The 15,506-nt window shown below is 41.4% G+C and carries 16 protein-coding genes; 9 read left to right on the top strand and 7 right to left on the bottom strand.

The window, feature by feature from the left end; genetic code table 11:
- Positions 1–166: 166 nt before the first annotated feature.
- Positions 167–2,305 carry a dihydrolipoyl dehydrogenase gene (gene lpdA / locus VPNCDNU1_RS26560; protein ID WP_104403170.1) on the bottom strand — a complete coding sequence of 713 codons (2,139 nt, stop codon included), beginning with the start codon at positions 2,303–2,305 and terminating at the stop codon, positions 167–169.
- Between the two features lie 450 nt (positions 2,306–2,755).
- A complete protein-coding gene (locus tag VPNCDNU1_RS26555; RefSeq protein ID WP_104403169.1) occupies positions 2,756–3,172 on the bottom strand; it encodes a hypothetical protein in 417 nt (138 codons plus the stop codon).
- A 375-nt stretch (positions 3,173–3,547) separates the two neighbouring features.
- Between VPNCDNU1_RS26555 and VPNCDNU1_RS26550 the strand changes: the two genes are divergently transcribed.
- The 3 genes from VPNCDNU1_RS26550 (at position 3,548) to VPNCDNU1_RS26540 (ending at position 7,116) form a co-directional block, all read left to right on the top strand.
- Positions 3,548–5,800 (top strand): ribonucleoside-diphosphate reductase subunit alpha, encoded by a 2,253-nt coding sequence (locus VPNCDNU1_RS26550; protein ID WP_104403168.1) that lies wholly within the window; start codon positions 3,548–3,550, stop codon positions 5,798–5,800.
- A gap of 128 nt (positions 5,801–5,928) precedes the next feature.
- Complete coding sequence (locus VPNCDNU1_RS26545) at positions 5,929–6,861, top strand: ribonucleotide-diphosphate reductase subunit beta (protein ID WP_101110345.1); 933 nt, start codon at positions 5,929–5,931, stop codon at positions 6,859–6,861.
- Positions 6,862–6,873: 12 nt separating this feature from the next.
- Positions 6,874–7,116, top strand: a complete 243-nt coding sequence (locus VPNCDNU1_RS26540; RefSeq protein ID WP_104403167.1) for a glutaredoxin family protein — start codon at positions 6,874–6,876, stop codon at positions 7,114–7,116.
- Positions 7,117–7,252: 136 nt separating this feature from the next.
- Here the strand turns inward: VPNCDNU1_RS26540 and VPNCDNU1_RS26535 are convergent, their stop codons facing one another.
- The 4 genes from VPNCDNU1_RS26535 to VPNCDNU1_RS26520 form a co-directional block, all read right to left on the bottom strand.
- A complete protein-coding gene (locus tag VPNCDNU1_RS26535) occupies positions 7,253–8,644 on the bottom strand; it encodes an ATP-binding protein (protein WP_104403166.1) in 1,392 nt (463 codons plus the stop codon).
- Complete coding sequence (locus VPNCDNU1_RS26530; protein ID WP_104403165.1) at positions 8,637–9,329, bottom strand: response regulator transcription factor; 693 nt, start codon at positions 9,327–9,329, stop codon at positions 8,637–8,639. The genes VPNCDNU1_RS26535 and VPNCDNU1_RS26530 overlap by 8 nt, the downstream gene beginning before the upstream one ends.
- A gap of 341 nt (positions 9,330–9,670) precedes the next feature.
- Positions 9,671–9,916: a PnuC protein gene (locus VPNCDNU1_RS26525; protein ID WP_104403164.1), complete on the bottom strand. Its 246-nt coding sequence runs from the start codon at positions 9,914–9,916 to the stop codon at positions 9,671–9,673.
- A 148-nt stretch (positions 9,917–10,064) separates the two neighbouring features.
- Positions 10,065–11,429 (bottom strand): MATE family efflux transporter, encoded by a 1,365-nt coding sequence (locus VPNCDNU1_RS26520; RefSeq protein ID WP_104403163.1) that lies wholly within the window; start codon positions 11,427–11,429, stop codon positions 10,065–10,067.
- A gap of 108 nt (positions 11,430–11,537) precedes the next feature.
- On the opposite strand from VPNCDNU1_RS26520, the gene VPNCDNU1_RS26515 reads away from it, so the two are divergent.
- The gene (locus VPNCDNU1_RS26515) at positions 11,538–12,422 is read left to right on the top strand and encodes a LysR family transcriptional regulator (RefSeq protein WP_104403162.1); all 885 of its coding nucleotides are present in this window, start codon (positions 11,538–11,540) and stop codon (positions 12,420–12,422) included.
- A 63-nt stretch (positions 12,423–12,485) separates the two neighbouring features.
- On the opposite strand, the gene VPNCDNU1_RS26510 is transcribed toward VPNCDNU1_RS26515, so the two are convergent.
- Positions 12,486–12,740, bottom strand: a complete 255-nt coding sequence (locus tag VPNCDNU1_RS26510) for a hypothetical protein (protein ID WP_104403161.1) — start codon at positions 12,738–12,740, stop codon at positions 12,486–12,488.
- Between the two features lie 148 nt (positions 12,741–12,888).
- Here VPNCDNU1_RS26510 and VPNCDNU1_RS29260 point away from each other — a divergent pair, with 148 nt between their 5' ends.
- The 5 genes from VPNCDNU1_RS29260 to VPNCDNU1_RS29205 form a co-directional block, all read left to right on the top strand.
- Entirely contained in the window at positions 12,889–13,023 is a 135-nt protein-coding gene (locus tag VPNCDNU1_RS29260) for a hypothetical protein (RefSeq protein ID WP_272897589.1), read from the top strand.
- 47 nt (positions 13,024–13,070) lie between these two features.
- Entirely contained in the window at positions 13,071–14,093 is a 1,023-nt protein-coding gene (locus VPNCDNU1_RS26505) for a hypothetical protein (protein ID WP_104403160.1), read from the top strand.
- A 12-nt stretch (positions 14,094–14,105) separates the two neighbouring features.
- Complete coding sequence (locus VPNCDNU1_RS26500; RefSeq protein WP_104403159.1) at positions 14,106–14,732, top strand: hypothetical protein; 627 nt, start codon at positions 14,106–14,108, stop codon at positions 14,730–14,732.
- Position 14,733: 1 nt separating this feature from the next.
- On the top strand, positions 14,734–15,249 hold the full coding sequence (locus tag VPNCDNU1_RS26495; RefSeq protein ID WP_104403158.1) for a hypothetical protein: 516 nt from the start codon (positions 14,734–14,736) through the stop codon (positions 15,247–15,249).
- The coding region (locus tag VPNCDNU1_RS29205) for a hypothetical protein (protein ID WP_237324230.1) at positions 15,236–15,506 on the top strand (271 nt) is incomplete at its 3' end. The genes VPNCDNU1_RS26495 and VPNCDNU1_RS29205, both read left to right, overlap by 14 nt.

The following is a 15,506-nucleotide window of genomic DNA, read 5'->3' as shown; positions in this document are numbered from 1 at the left end:
TGATTGTAGAATAACTACTTATCGAAATTTTTTGCCTTGTTCTCAAGCGTTTTTCCTTCGCTATTTATGAACACTTACTTACTGTGATTGGTATTATTTGATGACTTGTGTAAAAACAAAAAAGTGCCCTGAAAAACAGGGCACTTTTAGTTAAAACGTTGTTGGTTTACTTACCACGTTGCCAACCATGGAATTTCTGAACCCACTCCAACAGTTTTTCTGGTGCGTTGGCTTTCTTCCAAACCCCTGCAGTGTACTTCGCAGCTTCACTCATTGTTGGGTAAGGGTGAATTGTACCTAGAATCTTGTTCAAACCTAAGTTGTGCTTCATGGCTAAAGTAAATTCAGCCAGCAATTCACCTGCTCCATGCCCCACAATCGTGACACCCAAAATAGTGTCTTTTCCTTTTGGTGTGATCACTTTAATGAAGCCGATGTCTGCTCCATCGGTAATGGCGCGGTCTAGATCATCAATGCCATAAGTCGACACTTCGTAGTTAATGCCTTTGGCTTTTGCTTCGCTTTCGTTAATACCAACACGAGCGACTTCTGGTGTGGTGTACGTTGCCGCTGGCATCACACGGTAGTCGGCTTTAAATTTCTTAAACTGCCCAAACAGACCATTTACGGCGGCATACCAAGCTTGGTGCGCGGCAGCGTGAGTCAATTGGAATGGTCCACACACATCGCCAACAGCGAAGATATTAGGGTACTTAGTTTGTAGGTATTCATTGACATCAACCGTGCCACGATCCGTAACTTCAATGCCGAGCTCCTCTAAACCGAAGCCTTTCACATTGGCAACGCGACCGAGTGCAAGTAACACTTTATCAAAATAGACACGTTTGGTTTCGCCTTGGTGCTCAAGCTCGGCAAACTGACCCTGTTCATCACGGCCAAATTGCGCGGCTTTGTGACCCGTTAATAGGTTGACACCGTCTTCGGTCAAATGGCTTGCTACGAGATCAGACGCTTCTCTATCTTCACGAATTAGGATTTGTTCTGCCATTTCAACTAGAGTAACTTCAGATCCAAGTAAGCTAAAGCTTTGTGCAAGTTCGCAACCAATAGGACCGCCACCTAACACCAACAGTTTTTCAGGCTGCTCGCGCAGTTCCCATACGTTGTCGGAAGTGAGGTATTCAACATCGCTTAAACCTGGGATACCCGGAACCAGTGGGCGAGCACCAGTTGCGATAACGATGTTTTTCGTTGTTAGACGTTCGCCATTTACTTCCACTTCCCAAGGGGATAGGACTTTCGCTTCGCCAGTCACACAATCGACACCCAGCGAAGAATAACGCTCGATAGAATCGTGAGGTTCAATGTCTGCAATGACGTGTTGAACACGGTCCATTACCGCGCCGAAATCGGCTTTTGCTTCTCCAGCATCAATTCCAAATCGTTTGGCTTGAGAGATCTCCTTCATTGTGTGCGCGGCACGAATCAGTGCTTTAGAAGGCACACATCCTGTGTTCAAACAGTCACCGCCCATTTTATGGCGTTCAATCAAGGTGACTTTCGCTTTAACCGCGGCAGCAATGTAAGCCGAAACCAAACCACCAGAACCGGCACCGATAACGACCATGTTGGTATCGAATTTAGCGGGTTTCTTCCAACCTTCATACACTTTACGAGCCGCAATAATATCAACCAGTTTCTTGGCAATTAACGGGAACAAACCAAGTAAAACAAATGAAAGCAGAATTGGAGGAGAGATAATGCCCGCTAAAGAATCGATTTCAGCCAGCTGAGTACCTGCGTTTACGTATACCGCTGTGCCCGCCAACATACCCAGTTGGCTCACCCAGTAAAAATCACGCGCTTTGATTGGCGTTAAACCCATTAATAGGTTAACGACAAAGAAAGGGAATACAGGGATTAAGCGTAAAGTGAACAGGTAGAATTTACCTTGTTTTTCAACACCTTCATTAATGGCAGATAAACGCTCACCAAATTTGCTTTGTACCCAATCACGCAGTAAAAATCGGCTGAATAAGAACGCAAGTGTTGCCCCTACAGAGCTGGCGAATGAGACCAATAGCAAGCCCCAGCCAAATCCAAACAATGCGCCACCTAGTAGCGTCATAATGGCTGCACCAGGCAGCGACAGCGCGGTCACGATGACGTAAATAACAAAGTAGGTCACACTGGAAAGCAGAGGGTTTTCAGCAATCAGAGAAGACAGTTGCTCCTGCTGCTGCTTTGCTGTTTCCAAGGTTAGGAAACGGCCTAAATCTAGGCTAAACCATAAAACTATGAACCCAACAATCGCGAGTGCGAGAAGTATCTTTTTTTTGCTCATCACATTTCCTTCATTAGGTTGTTGGCAAAATTATCAACCACTTATATCCACCATGTGGTCTGGCTATAAGTGTAGTGAAACTGACTAATAAAAACAGGGCAAATACGTTCTTTTCCTTGAACCGAAACAGAAGATAACGCTCTGAATCCAGTATCTTGGGGATTAATTACGGCTCTGTTTTGAAGACTTGTTTTAAAAGACCCATCAAAGCACAGGTTCATTTCATGTTTTTATGCTTTTTTTTAAAAAAAGGGATTCGTCTTATTCCTCTGGATTCTGAATAAGTCGTAAGAAAAGCAAAAATACATTTAGCGAAAAGAACTTAAACAGCCCAAAGATTCTAAGGTCATCGGTTAGAAAGAAGTGTTTTACATTTTACAATCGGGAGTAATAAATCTTAGGGTCAACAGAGACCCTAACATCAGTAGGATAATTTGAAGTGAGGAAAAATTAGTGCGATTTTGGGGGATGATTACACGTAATTGAGCGTGAAAATTCTTCCTGACACATTTGAGCGCGTGGTTCATTTTCATACAAACGGTAGAGACGGCACATTTCCACCAATGTATCGCACGCCAAAAGGTAACTTTTATGTCGAAATGCCTGACCGCGGTCGGGGTTGTTCATCTCATTAACCAGCGCATAGTGGAGCTTTTTCAATACACGGATAGCGCAATAGTCGTCACCGACTTCCTGTGATCGTCTCACCAGTTTTTGGCAGGCATCGTTATAGGCATGAAGTGCTCGCTCACAGCCGTTGCTTTTAGTCAATACAGCTTCACACAGATACATTTCGGTTTTTAAATCTTGAGCCCTCAAGCGATAGTTGTCGATATTGCGGAAAATCTGATGATGAAGTGAATCCATTTCTTTAACATCCCAAATGAGTGAAGTATTTTTTAAATGATAATCATTATCAATTGATAAATCTACACCCTTTTTTTGTTTTAAAAATTACGCGGTCGATCACGAAACTTTATTTCTACTTAATTTTCATAAAAAATTCATATATATCATTGGCATACGCCAATCATGGCTGGTGTTTAATTTTGTGGGAAATTTCGTGCTTCAAACCGTCAAACTTTGCTCGCCTCTGGTCTGGCAAGGCATCTCGAAATTGCAAAATTTTTTTCGCTTGTTCAGCTCGAATATGTAAAACGTCTTGAATTGATAATCATTATCAACTAGATCTATATAGCAAGATGTAGTGGTTAATTTTTGAACTGGATACAAGATATAGTTATGGACGTAATAAAACGCGACGGGCGAAAAGAGAAAACTAGCCTGGATAAAGTTACCCGAAGAGCAGAGGCACTGTCAGACGGTTTAAAGGTAGAACCGATAGCAGTGGCTCAAAAAGTAGTAAGTGGCTTATACGATGGCATTAAGGTGACAGAAATTGATGTTTTTCTGGCAGAAACAGCAGCCAGTTTGGCAGCAGAACACCCTGATTACGCAAAACTTGCAGCACGAGTGTTGGTAAGTTCACTCCAAAAAGAAACTCAAGGTTTCCAGTGGGCGACAAAGCAACTAGCCGAAATCGGTATTTTATCGGATGAATATGTTGCTCAAGTGCAGCGCCAAGGGGCTGAAATCGCAGAGCTGATTGATTACAAACGTGATTATCAGTTTGACTACTTCGGGTACAAAACGTTAGAGCGTTCATACCTGCTAAAAGCAGACGGTGTGATTGTTGAGCGCCCGCAAGACATGTACATGCGTGTCGCAATAGCAGTAGCTGGTGAAAACATTGAGCAAATTAAAGAGCTCTACGACATGTTGAGCTTAGGCTATTACACTCACGCGACGCCAACGTTGTTTAATGCTGGCTGCAAAATGCAGCAACTTTCATCTTGTTTCCTTTTGGCCATGCAAGATGATTCCATTTCAGGTATCTACGACACGCTAAAAGATTGCGCACTCATTTCAAAATCGGCGGGTGGTATTGGCTTACACATCCACAATATTCGTGCATCTGGCGCACCAATTATCGGTACGAACGGTATTTCGAATGGCATCATCCCGATGTTGAAAGTGTTCAATGAAACCGCTCGTTATGTAGACCAAGGCGGCGGTAAACGAAAAGGTTCTTTTGCGATTTACCTAGAACCTTGGCATGCCGATATTGAAGCCTTCCTCGATCTGCGTAAAAACCACGGTAAAGAAGAGTTTCGTGCTCGTGACCTATTCTTGTCACTTTGGGTTCCAGATTTGTTTATGGAGCGCGTAGAGCAGGATGGTGATTGGACGCTGTTCAGTGAACACAGTGCGAAAGGGCTCTCAGATGTTTACGGTGATGACTTTGTTGCCTTGTACGAAAAGTACGAGCGTGAAGGGCTAGGGCTCAAAACAGTTAAAGCGCGTCAAATTATGACTCAGATTATTGAGTCTCAAGCGGAAACTGGCACGCCTTACATGTTGTATAAAGACTCGTGTAATGTGAAGTCGAACCAAAAAAATCTGGGTACGATCAAGTCGAGCAACTTGTGTGCTGAGATCATGGAAGTGTCGACAGCCAATGAAACAGCTGCTTGTAACTTGGCTTCATTGGCGTTGCCTAAATGCATTATCGATGGTGAGTTTGATTTCCAAAGGCTCCATGAAATTACCAAAATCGCGATTAAGAATTTAGACCGCGTGATTGATGTGAACTACCACCCAACAGATAAAATCGAAAAGTCGAACCACGCTCATCGACCAGTTGGCTTAGGTATTCAAGGCTTAGCAGACGTGTTCTTCAAGTTGCACCTGCCTTACGACAGTGAAGAAGCCCGCGCCCTGAATCGTGATATCGCTGAAACCATGTATCACGCTTCTCTAGAAGCATCGTGCGAGTTGGCACAAGATCTAGGCACATACAGCAGTTACGATGGCTCACCTGCTAGCCAAGGTATCTTCCAATTTGATTTATGGAATGAGCAACCAAGTGATCGTTGGGATTGGTCTTCACTGAGAAACAACATTTCTCAACATGGTCTTCGCAACTCACTGTTGATTGCTCAAATGCCAACGGCATCTACTGCCCAAATCCTAGGTAACAATGAAGCGTTTGAAGCTCAGACCAGCAATATCTATAAGCGTCAGACACTGTCTGGTGAGTTCATCATTGTTAACCGTCACTTGGTTAAAACGCTAGAAGAACGCGGCTTATGGACGGCAGCTGTTCGTGATTCCATCATTTTGAACAATGGTTCCCTGCAAAATATTGCGTCGATTCCGGAAGATGTAAAAGCGGTTTATCGCACGGTATGGGAACTTTCTCAAAAAGCGATCATCGATATGTCGGCAGATCGTGGCCCGTACGTATGTCAATCGCAGAGCCTTAACCTATGGCTAGCATCTCCTACGTTTGCTCAGATTAATGCCATGCATTTCTACGCTTGGAAACGCGGACTGAAAACGGGCATGTACTACCTGAGATCCAAACCTTCTGCTAACGCGGTGAAGATGACCGTCGGTAACAACGATGAAGATTGCGTGGGCTGTGGCGCTTAGGTTAGACCACCAGATGATTTTAAAACGAGCATTGTTTTCAAAGAAGACATAGCTTTCAAAAAACATAGCTCTCAAAACAGAGCTTTAAGGCGGGTATACCCTATCCGCCTGCTTAACAGGACAACACCATGATAGTAAAAAACAAGTTCAGCCTTTTCCCTATTCAGTACGAAGAAATTTGGCAAGCATACAAAACTCATGAAGCCGCTTTTTGGACCACCGAAGAACTGGACTTTGCTCAAGATCTGCCTGATCTACAAAAACTGACAGAAGGTGAACAACACTTTATCCGTCACGTTTTGGCATTCTTCGCACAAAGTGAAGGCATGATCAATGAGAACTTGTTGACCCGTTTTTACGGTGAGATTGAAATTGCAGAAGCGCGCTGCTTCCTTGCTCTGCAAGCGTTCAATGAAGTTATTCACGCCGAAACATACGCGCTTCAATTGGAAACTTACATACCGGATGTCGAAGAGCGTGAGCGCTTGTTCAACGCCATCGATAACGTACCGACAGTGAAGCGTAAAGCTCAATGGGTAATGAAATGGATCTCGTCTGACAAACCCCTTGCGATGCGTCTTATCGCGTTTGGTTTAGTGGAAGGGTTGTTCTTTGCAGGCAGTTTCTGCGCGATTTACTACTTCCGCAAGCGTGGTCTATTGGCGGGGCTTGCTGCAAGTAACGACTTAATCGCTCGTGATGAAGGCTTGCACTTTAGCTTCTCGGCATTGCTATTTAAAACACTGGGTCAAGGTAAAGTGACTCAAGCGGAATTTGAAGAGATATGCCGTGAAGCGGTGTCTATCGAAAAAGAGTTTGTGACCGAAGCATTGCCTGTGGACCTGATTGGCATGAATGCGGATCTGATGTGCCAATACATCGAACACACTGCCGATGTTATCGCTGGGCTATTTGGATTTAACCCTGTTTTTGGGTCGGAAAATCCATTTGATTACATGCGCCTTCTTGATATGGAAGGGAAAACAAATTTCTTTGAAAAACGTGTGACCGAGTACAAGCGTCCGCAAGATCGTCAACTGGCTTTTGATGCCGATTTCTAACAGGAGTGGAAAATGCAAATAGAGATGTTTAGCAAGGACAACTGTCCACAATGTGTTTCTGCAGCGAATTGGATTGCTCAGCAGGGTATGAAGCTACGTCAACTAAAGTTAGATAAAGACTTCGACCGTGAATCCTTATTTGAACTCTTCCCAACAGCGCGCAGCTATCCGCAGTTTAGAGTGAATGGCGAAGCGGTAGGCGATTTTGAATCGCTGAAAAGACAGTTGGCATTTGCATCAGAAGCAGCATTTTAACTTCCGTGCAGAGGTTTAGAGAGATTTAGACGACTCTGAAAACGAAAATGGCGGCATGTGATTGTCGCCATTTTTATGAGCGTCACACTAGTTTTTATAGACGTTACACCGGTATTTATGGACGTTACACTGGTGGCTACAATGTCGTGGTATCGAACTGGTAGGTTTGTATATCAACTTTTTTCTGCTGAGGCTTAACTTCTACCGGAACCAAAACGGTGAAGCGTGCGCCACCTAATTCACTGTCATCGACTGAGATGGTCCAGTTTAATGTCTTCGCGGCACTGGCTGCTATTGCTAGCCCAAGTCCAAACCCACCACTGTCGGCATTTCGGCTTCTATCTAAGCGAGAAAATGCCATAAAGATTTCTTTGCGTTTATCAAGTGGTATACCCGGTCCGTCGTCTTCAATGTCTATAGCCCAGTGTGTTTTGAAACAGGTCAGGCTTAGCCTAACGTTTTCTTTGCCATAACGAGTGGCGTTGGTTATGAAGTTGTCTATCACGAGCTGACAAAGTGTTTTGTCTGCATTGAGAACCGTGTTGTCCGTTTTACAGTTAACAACAAACTCTCCCTGACATTCCGTAATTTTATCTAGTCGTTCGCTACAAAAATCTGAAATATAAATGTCGGAATTCTTGCTGTTCTTATCGACATTCCCCGCCAAATTCAACTTAGAGAGCTGCACAATTTTAGTCGAAAGTTCTTTTATGTCGTCGACGTAACTGTCTATGTTGTCGAAGATAGCTCTTTCTTGAATTGGAGCTTGTATTCTTGCGAGATCGGAAGCCATTTGTATGCGGCTTAGTGGTGTGCGAATTTCATGGGGAATGGCTTGAGTAAAGATTTGGCTTTGACGAACTCGGCTCTCGATGTCTTCCGCCATGTTGTTAAATCCGTCCGCTAGCTCCCGAATAGGATGCGAATACTGTTCCGTAGTACGGGTTGTTAAACACCCTTGGCCGAACTTACGCTGATCGTTGAGTAATTGGTTTATTTGCTTTTGAATCCTACGGACAGGCATGTAAATGAGCGCGCCTAAGCTCACCACTAGTGTTGCTAATAGTGCGAGTACGAAATGAATTTCTGAGTTTTCGTACCACTCAAACTGAGGTTCAAAAAATTCGCCATGCTCACTAAAAAACAAACTGGACGAAGAGTTAGGTATGGGCATGACAACGGCAAAGTGACAACCGTTTATGAGGTATACCGGTAACCCTTTCATATAAAACATGAATTCACAGTTAGCGCAGGGTTTACTTTCATCCCAGTCTTTGATCAGCGCCATATCAAAAATGTAAAAGCGCTGCTTCCCGGTTCGTTCCAGTTCTTTGTATAACGAGTTGGGTTGCCCTCTTTCCTCAATGTATTGATTGACGAAAAAACTCGCATCGTTGAGGAATATCTCGACATCAGTTCGATGCATGTATTCTTCACCGAGATGAAGGAAAACCATAATGGTTAACCCTAGCCCAGCTACAATACCTAGGTACAGTCGGGTGAACATGGAATTGAAAAGTTTAAACATGAGTCAGCATGTAACCCTGATTTCTAACCGTTTTAATGAATGCCGTTGAAACATTCGCCATTAAAAACTTTTTGCGTAAACCAGAAACGCGCATGTCGATAGAGCGATCATTAAAGTTGTATTCAATGCCGCGAGCGGACTGGCAGAAAATTTCACGTGAAACGGGTTTGTTAGCGTTCTCTAATAGTAAGTGCAAAATATCGAATTCTGACTCGGTAAGATTGAGCTTAGTTTCGTGATAGCACGCAATTTTTCGGGTTAGGCAGAGTGAAATGCCGTAGTTTGAAAGAGATTGAGGGTCCGGCGCTACTTGGGATTTTTGATAGCGCCTTAAAAGGGCTTCAATTCGAGCAACAAGAATATGACCGCGAACGGGTTTAGTGAGGTAGTCGTCTGCCCCAAATTTAAATAGGCTAACTTCTGTCAGTTCATCTTCTGAAGCCGTCAGAACAACGATCATCCCATCGTAAAACGCCCGAATTTCTTGGCATATGGTTGCGCCGTCTTTTCCGGGTAACATGAGATCTAAGATCACAAGATCTGGGGAAGTATTTTTAACCGCGTCGACAGCATCCAAACCGTCGCAGATAGCGTCTACCTCATAGCCTTCGGCTTCGAGGTACATCTTAGTCAGGCGAGATATTTCCTTATCATCTTCAACCAATAAAATTCTACAATTTGGCATCTTGATATGGTCTTTATATATATTGCGAGGTGAGTATATAGAATGTGAATTGTATCGCAAGAGTGAGAAAGGAAAAAAATTTCTCATTGTAAATAACCAAATTCTTACGTGTTCTTACATATGAGAAGTTTTAAATACATTCACCTGCATTTCATGCTGTAAACAAATGGCGAACCCCTCAATTGTAGTGATTTATCCCAAACGATCTTGAATGTTTTTCATACATATAATTGATAAAAATGTAATACACGCTTTTACAAAAGTGTCAGTATGCAGGGGTAACCCACGGTCATATGAGTAGCCACGATTTTCATGTAAGGAGTATTTGATTGCGCCAGCCTTTATTCCACGGAAGCTTTGGGCGATCGAGACCATTTGATGATGGCTCGTAAATTCATTGAAAAGAAAATGATGTTGGCAATGATCATGGCTAGGCTGTCAGTGAGGTAACCAACCACTACCCAGCTACTGTTACCGCACATCATTAGCATGAAGCCTATTCTGTTTTTATTGCCAATCTGCCAAATGGCCAAAAAAGTTAGCACCATTGCAAGCCAGTCTATTCCATAGTATTGCGAGTAATCCATCAATGTTCTTCTCTATTTTATAAGCAGGTAGGTTCGTATTGAGCAGAATACAGCAAGATTGGTCAGGCGCAATAAGAATCAAAATAAGATATTGGGTAATAAAGGAAAAACCGTCAGGTGCTGCAACGGCTTTTCCTTCTAGTTACTGTCATGTTGCTGGCAAAGGCTCAGGATGTTGTGCCTCTTCTTTCAAGTTTCTAAGGCTCTTAATTAACATAGGCAACACTATAACCGTAAGAGCAATGTTCGAAGCAGGTACTGATAGCCAAATGCCATCTACACCAAGATATTTCGGTAAGATCCATAAAAAGGGCAGTTGAATAAACATATTCCCAGCTGAAACAAACAGGGCTTTGCCCCCAAGACCTATTGCCATAAAGTAAACAGAAGCAGCAAATAAGAAACCATCTAAGTAAATGCCTAGCAAGTGAAGTTTAACGCCTTGCGCTGTTGCATCAGTTAATGCCACATCACCCGTGGTGAATAATGAAATAGCAGCTAGTGGGTATACATTCACTAGCAGTACCACAACAATACCTAACCCTACAGATACCGCCAGAGCCAGCTTGACTGTCTTAATGATATTGTCGTATTGCTTAGCACCAAAATAGTAACTCACTGGGGGTTGCATTCCATTGGCTATCCCTTCCGTGAAGTAGTAATACAAACTGGCTATGTAACCGACGATGGCAAAGGCCGCGACATGAGTTGCATCGCCGTACATCATAAATAGCTTATTGTGCAGTGCTAATACAAAGCCGAAGTATATGAACATAACTAAGCTAGATGCGCCCAATTCAAAGATTCGCTTAGCAATTTTGAATGAGAATTTTCCTTGGTTCAAAGAAGCTTCGGAATGCTTACTGATAAAATACCAAAGAGCTAAAAGGCACGTTGCTAGTTGTGCTATTAACGTAGCGATGGCTGCTCCTTTCAATCCCATATTGAGGTGCGCCAAAAACACATAGTCCAGCAAAATATTGGCTAACGCTCCAACGACGATAAAGGCTGTCGCTAGATTAGGGCTATTATCGTTTCTAACTAACATCGGAAGTGCGGCAGCGCCTATAGTCAACACCGTTCCCATAGTTAATATGTCAATGTAATCTTCTGCGAATGCTCTTGGTGTATTTGAAGCACCTTGTATGGACAATATTGAGTCGCTCGAAATCACCAGAAATATTGCCCCTACAATCCCTGTAATGAGAACAAGAAAGATGGATGTGAATAATGAATGGTTAACTGACTGAGTGTTTCCCTCTCCACGCTTGATGGATACAACACTGCCGCCACCCATGCCAATTAATAACCCAATCCCAATAACAACTGCTAGAACAGGGAATGCCATATTGATCCCCGCAAGCCCTTCTCCTCCAACGTAATGACCGACAAAAATCCCGTCAATGACTTGATAAAGGCCACTCACTACCATAGCAACGATAGACGGAATGGCGTAACGCCAAAACGTACTCGTTACAGAGTCATTTTTTCGAGAGGCAGTGATTTGAGACATGGCGCGATACCTAATTACGTTGATCAAATTTGAAATCGATTATATTTCTATTGTGGATAGATAAAAGTTACTATCTATCCGTATTGCGGATGGGTTGAGGTGTGTAAGGTGAATTGGACTTTGGATCAGATTGAAGCGTTTGTGACGGCTGCTCATGCCGGGTCATTTTCCGCAGCAGCCCGAAAAATGGGAAAGGCGCAATCTCGGGTGAGCAGTGCCATCTCGAATCTAGAGGCGGATCTGGGGTTTGAACTCTTCGATCGTTCCGCTCGCTTTCCTATTTTAACCGAGTTGGGCAAGCAAATGCTCATCGATGCAGAAGCGCTTTTACAGCAAAGCCAAAAGTTGAATAGCCGAGCACTTACGGCTTCTTCCGGTGAACCTATCACCTTAAAACTCACGGTGGATGAAGCTATTCCACTTGATACCGCCCATTCAATATTCACCAGCCTTGGGGAGCGATTTCCGAATCTTAGGCTGACAATCACCAACGGTTCGCGTGATGATATCTCAGCTGCGATTGCAGAAAAAAAAGCCGATATCGGGCTTATGTTTCGCCAAAGTGATTTACCAGCAGAAGTGGATTTTCAATCCATCGGGTACTTTGAAAAGGTGCTGATTATTGGCGAAGATCATCCGTTAGCGGGTGAGCAAGAAGTCTCGTTATCGGATTTGTATGGAGACAGGCAATTGGTGATTTGCGACCGCTCCGGAGAGGGAGGCGATAAGGCATTAACGCCAAACCATTGGCACATAGACAGTTATTATTTAATTTGCGATTTGGTAGCGCGTAACCAAGGTTGGGCTATTGTCCCTCAGCACATCGCTGACTCAGATTGGTTTTTAGGACAGGTCAAAACCATGGCATGTAAAGATTCCTTCGCAGACATGATGGTAGAAGTTGGGCTAGTCAAGCGCATTGATAGCCAAACGAGCGAAGTAAAAAGCTGGTTGATTAAAGAACTAAAAGAGATGATGGCAAATCGTGCTTAACCAGTGCCGTCTTCCATAAAAAATGCCCTGCAAGCGGGAAACCATGCAGGGCACAAAGGCAGCTTATAAAATTAGGCTATAGGAAATAAGCAGTTTTACGTCATTACGGTCTTGCTTATGCACCACATCGCTACCGCGGAACATGCCGTGGAATAGACGAACATTAAGACCTTTCAAACCACTATCCAAAAACTTGTACCCAAGGTTCCAATTAAGTGACTTCATCGTCGCGTTGTATTCTTTAACCAGTGGCTCATAGCAAAGAGTTAGAAGTGAACAGATAAGAGCCAATATGAAGTAAATAAACCACAGGCTCATAAATACACGTTTCATATGAGGTGCAAATAGAATCATATTCACAAATATAAAACTTTAATATTTTATAAAAATATTAATATGCTAACTTTGGCTAGCTTATCTACTAATTAGTAAGTAAGTATTCGTTAAAGTTATTAAGGAGAATGTAATGTCAAAACTTATAGCAAAGTCAGAAAGAAAACCTGTATTAGCATTGGTTCAAAGCTCTACATGTAACCTATCCAGTGTTAGCAAGCGCTTCCACGAAATGGAAAAAACACGCAAGCAGGAACAGAAAAAATAAAATATGGCGCCTATTAATAGTAGGCGCATTTTTATAAAGGTAGAAATATGTTTGTTATAAATCCTATATTGGAAATAAAAGAAAATCTAGAAGAAGATAAACTATATGATGCGATACAGATCCATGCTTCTGATAGGCTGGTAAATATCAAAGATAATGCTGTAAAAGTTTCAATTGAAGTATTGATAAATAAAAAATCAGGATTCAATAATAGAACTATGGAAGACGTTTTTGTTGATAATGGTTTGTCTTTGGTAGATGCTAGAGAGTTAATTTCAACTCTATTTAAAGAGAACATTATAAAAAAATATGAAACTCTAAGTTTTATTGAAAGAGAGGCCTTGAGTGGCTGTCGTGATGCAAAATACCACCTATCAACAATAGACTATCCATTTTTAAATATGCGAAGTGATAAAGGGTTTACTTTAGATCACGAACGTATGGATAAGTATGAAAATGAAGATGGTTACCCTTCACCCTTTTACGAACATGGAAATGTTGAAAGTCGTAAACACCTTGGATTTGTAAAAGATGCATTTTCAGTTGAGCACTTATCTCAATTCCATCACGAATACTCAAGAGATACTAAGATTCTAGCGATGATTGAATTTTGTTCTGGCATGAGAAGACATGAAGAACCTTACGAGAGTCACGAAGGTTATCGGCAAAGAGAGCTAATATCCAAGTCAGTCCCAAGTGGCGGTTCAAGGCATCCAGTAGAGACTTATTTAGTGACGAAAAAATCTCATGAACTTAATGAAGGGACATATCATTACAATGTAAAAAGAAATAGTTTAGATAAGTTAAAAAATAACTTTAACTTAGAAAAATCTAATGGTCTTATATTACTAGCTCCGATATATGAGAGAGCTATGTGGCGATATAGAGAGAGTCGTTCATGGAGAGCTATTGCAGCAGAGCTTGGTCATTATTCCGAAATGTATATCTCTGTAAGCCAATATTTTGGGTTAAGCCTAAGAGAAGCTAAAGTTGGTTATGATAAAGAAATTACTAATTGTTTGGGACTGGACCATGATTCCCAACCAGTCATGATTAGTTTAGAGATCTAGGATAGAATTATTATGAAAGAGTCAGTATGGATTAAATACAATTGGGAAAATGCTAAGAGTGTTAACTATCACCCTGGAATAAATTATATAAATAATTTAGAAGTAAGAAATATAAATAGATCTATTTTTATGCAAATGTATAAAAGAAGGTCTAGGCGGTTTTTTGAAAACGGTATGAGTCGAGAAGATGTTATAAAAATATTGGAATTCGGGAATATTGGCATTCCAAAATACTTGTCGACATACTTGTATATTGAATCTGTCTCAGAGATAGAGGATGGATTTTATATATTTGATGGAAATGATTTAGAGAGCATAGGTTTAAAGTATGATTTTGAAACTCTATCGAATGCATTGAGAGGTATGATGTGGATTCATGGACCAGGGATGATTTTGTTTTCAATACTGAATTGGAAAGAAAAGTGTAATTCTGGAGATATATCGTATTTTAATATTATGTATGAGTTAGGAAAATTTTCACAAAGATGCATTAATAAGTCATCTGAGTTTGGATATGGTGGATGGATGACTCCAGCAGGTTCAGAAAATTTGCTATCGTCTCTATTAAATTTAGATGGTAACGAGCTCTCTCCACTTTATGTAACAAAAATTGGTAAGCCAGCAATTGAAGGGTACTGATATGATTGAAATCGGTAAACCATTAAGTGTCATTGACACAATTCAAGAAAAATTCTCAAGTACAGACGTTGATAATCGATATATTAGAGGGAACTGCGGTGAGAAATATGAAGACGTTACACTAGAAATTTGGAATGTCTGTAAAGATAAAAATCTTTATGAATATATAAAAGATAAAAATGTGACAGTAGTATTAGATTTTGCTGATAGGTTTTTTACTAATATCAAAGATTTTACCGATATGAGAATGTCTGAGACAAATCGAATTTACTTACCAGTTATGTTTATTACTCATGGCAATTTGGCAGGATTTGTTCCACACGCAGATGACCACTCTGGGGAGGTGTACCAACTTTTGGGTTCTAAGAAATGGACCTTCCCAAATTCTGAAAGAAAAAACGTTATCTTAGTCCAAGGAGATTCGATTAGTTTTTCAAAAGATGAGGTTCATTTAGTTGAACCTATAGAAGAATGGTCAATTCATTTAGTACTGGGGTACTTGGATGAAACTACCTAAGCAAGTTTTTTTTGGTGTATTAACCAGACCATGGTGGACGATTACATTATTTTTAATTGCACTCGTATCTATAGGTTCTGAAATATACTCTAGTTATTTAGTGAGGTCACTTTTTAATGGGGATAATTCCTTAATAACTTTTTCTTATATTGTTTCTCTTTATTTTATATCATGGTTATTTAATATACTTTTCTTTTTTATTGATATTAAAGTAAGGAAGAAGCTCATTTATGATGTAAGCAAGTACAATATGGAAA

It is taken from the genome of Vibrio penaeicida (assembly GCF_002933855.1).
In the GTDB taxonomy this organism is placed as follows: domain Bacteria; phylum Pseudomonadota; class Gammaproteobacteria; order Enterobacterales; family Vibrionaceae; genus Vibrio; species Vibrio penaeicida_A.
This window is presented reverse-complemented; position numbering and strand designations above follow the sequence as displayed.

Coding starts and splice junctions, on each gene's coding strand:
- lpdA (WP_104403170.1), bottom strand. CDS start 2,305: ATGAGCAAAAAAAAGATACTTCTCGCACTCGCGATTGTTGGGTTCATA.
- VPNCDNU1_RS26555 (WP_104403169.1), bottom strand. CDS start 3,172: ATGGATTCACTTCATCATCAGATTTTCCGCAATATCGACAACTATCGC.
- VPNCDNU1_RS26550 (WP_104403168.1), top strand. CDS start 3,548: ATGGACGTAATAAAACGCGACGGGCGAAAAGAGAAAACTAGCCTGGAT.
- VPNCDNU1_RS26545 (WP_101110345.1), top strand. CDS start 5,929: ATGATAGTAAAAAACAAGTTCAGCCTTTTCCCTATTCAGTACGAAGAA.
- VPNCDNU1_RS26540 (WP_104403167.1), top strand. CDS start 6,874: ATGCAAATAGAGATGTTTAGCAAGGACAACTGTCCACAATGTGTTTCT.
- VPNCDNU1_RS26535 (WP_104403166.1), bottom strand. CDS start 8,644: ATGTTTAAACTTTTCAATTCCATGTTCACCCGACTGTACCTAGGTATT.
- VPNCDNU1_RS26530 (WP_104403165.1), bottom strand. CDS start 9,329: ATGCCAAATTGTAGAATTTTATTGGTTGAAGATGATAAGGAAATATCT.
- VPNCDNU1_RS26525 (WP_104403164.1), bottom strand. CDS start 9,916: ATGGATTACTCGCAATACTATGGAATAGACTGGCTTGCAATGGTGCTA.
- VPNCDNU1_RS26520 (WP_104403163.1), bottom strand. CDS start 11,429: ATGTCTCAAATCACTGCCTCTCGAAAAAATGACTCTGTAACGAGTACG.
- VPNCDNU1_RS26510 (WP_104403161.1), bottom strand. CDS start 12,740: ATGAGCCTGTGGTTTATTTACTTCATATTGGCTCTTATCTGTTCACTT.
- VPNCDNU1_RS29260 (WP_272897589.1), top strand. CDS start 12,889: ATGTCAAAACTTATAGCAAAGTCAGAAAGAAAACCTGTATTAGCATTG.
- VPNCDNU1_RS26505 (WP_104403160.1), top strand. CDS start 13,071: ATGTTTGTTATAAATCCTATATTGGAAATAAAAGAAAATCTAGAAGAA.
- VPNCDNU1_RS26500 (WP_104403159.1), top strand. CDS start 14,106: ATGAAAGAGTCAGTATGGATTAAATACAATTGGGAAAATGCTAAGAGT.
- VPNCDNU1_RS26495 (WP_104403158.1), top strand. CDS start 14,734: ATGATTGAAATCGGTAAACCATTAAGTGTCATTGACACAATTCAAGAA.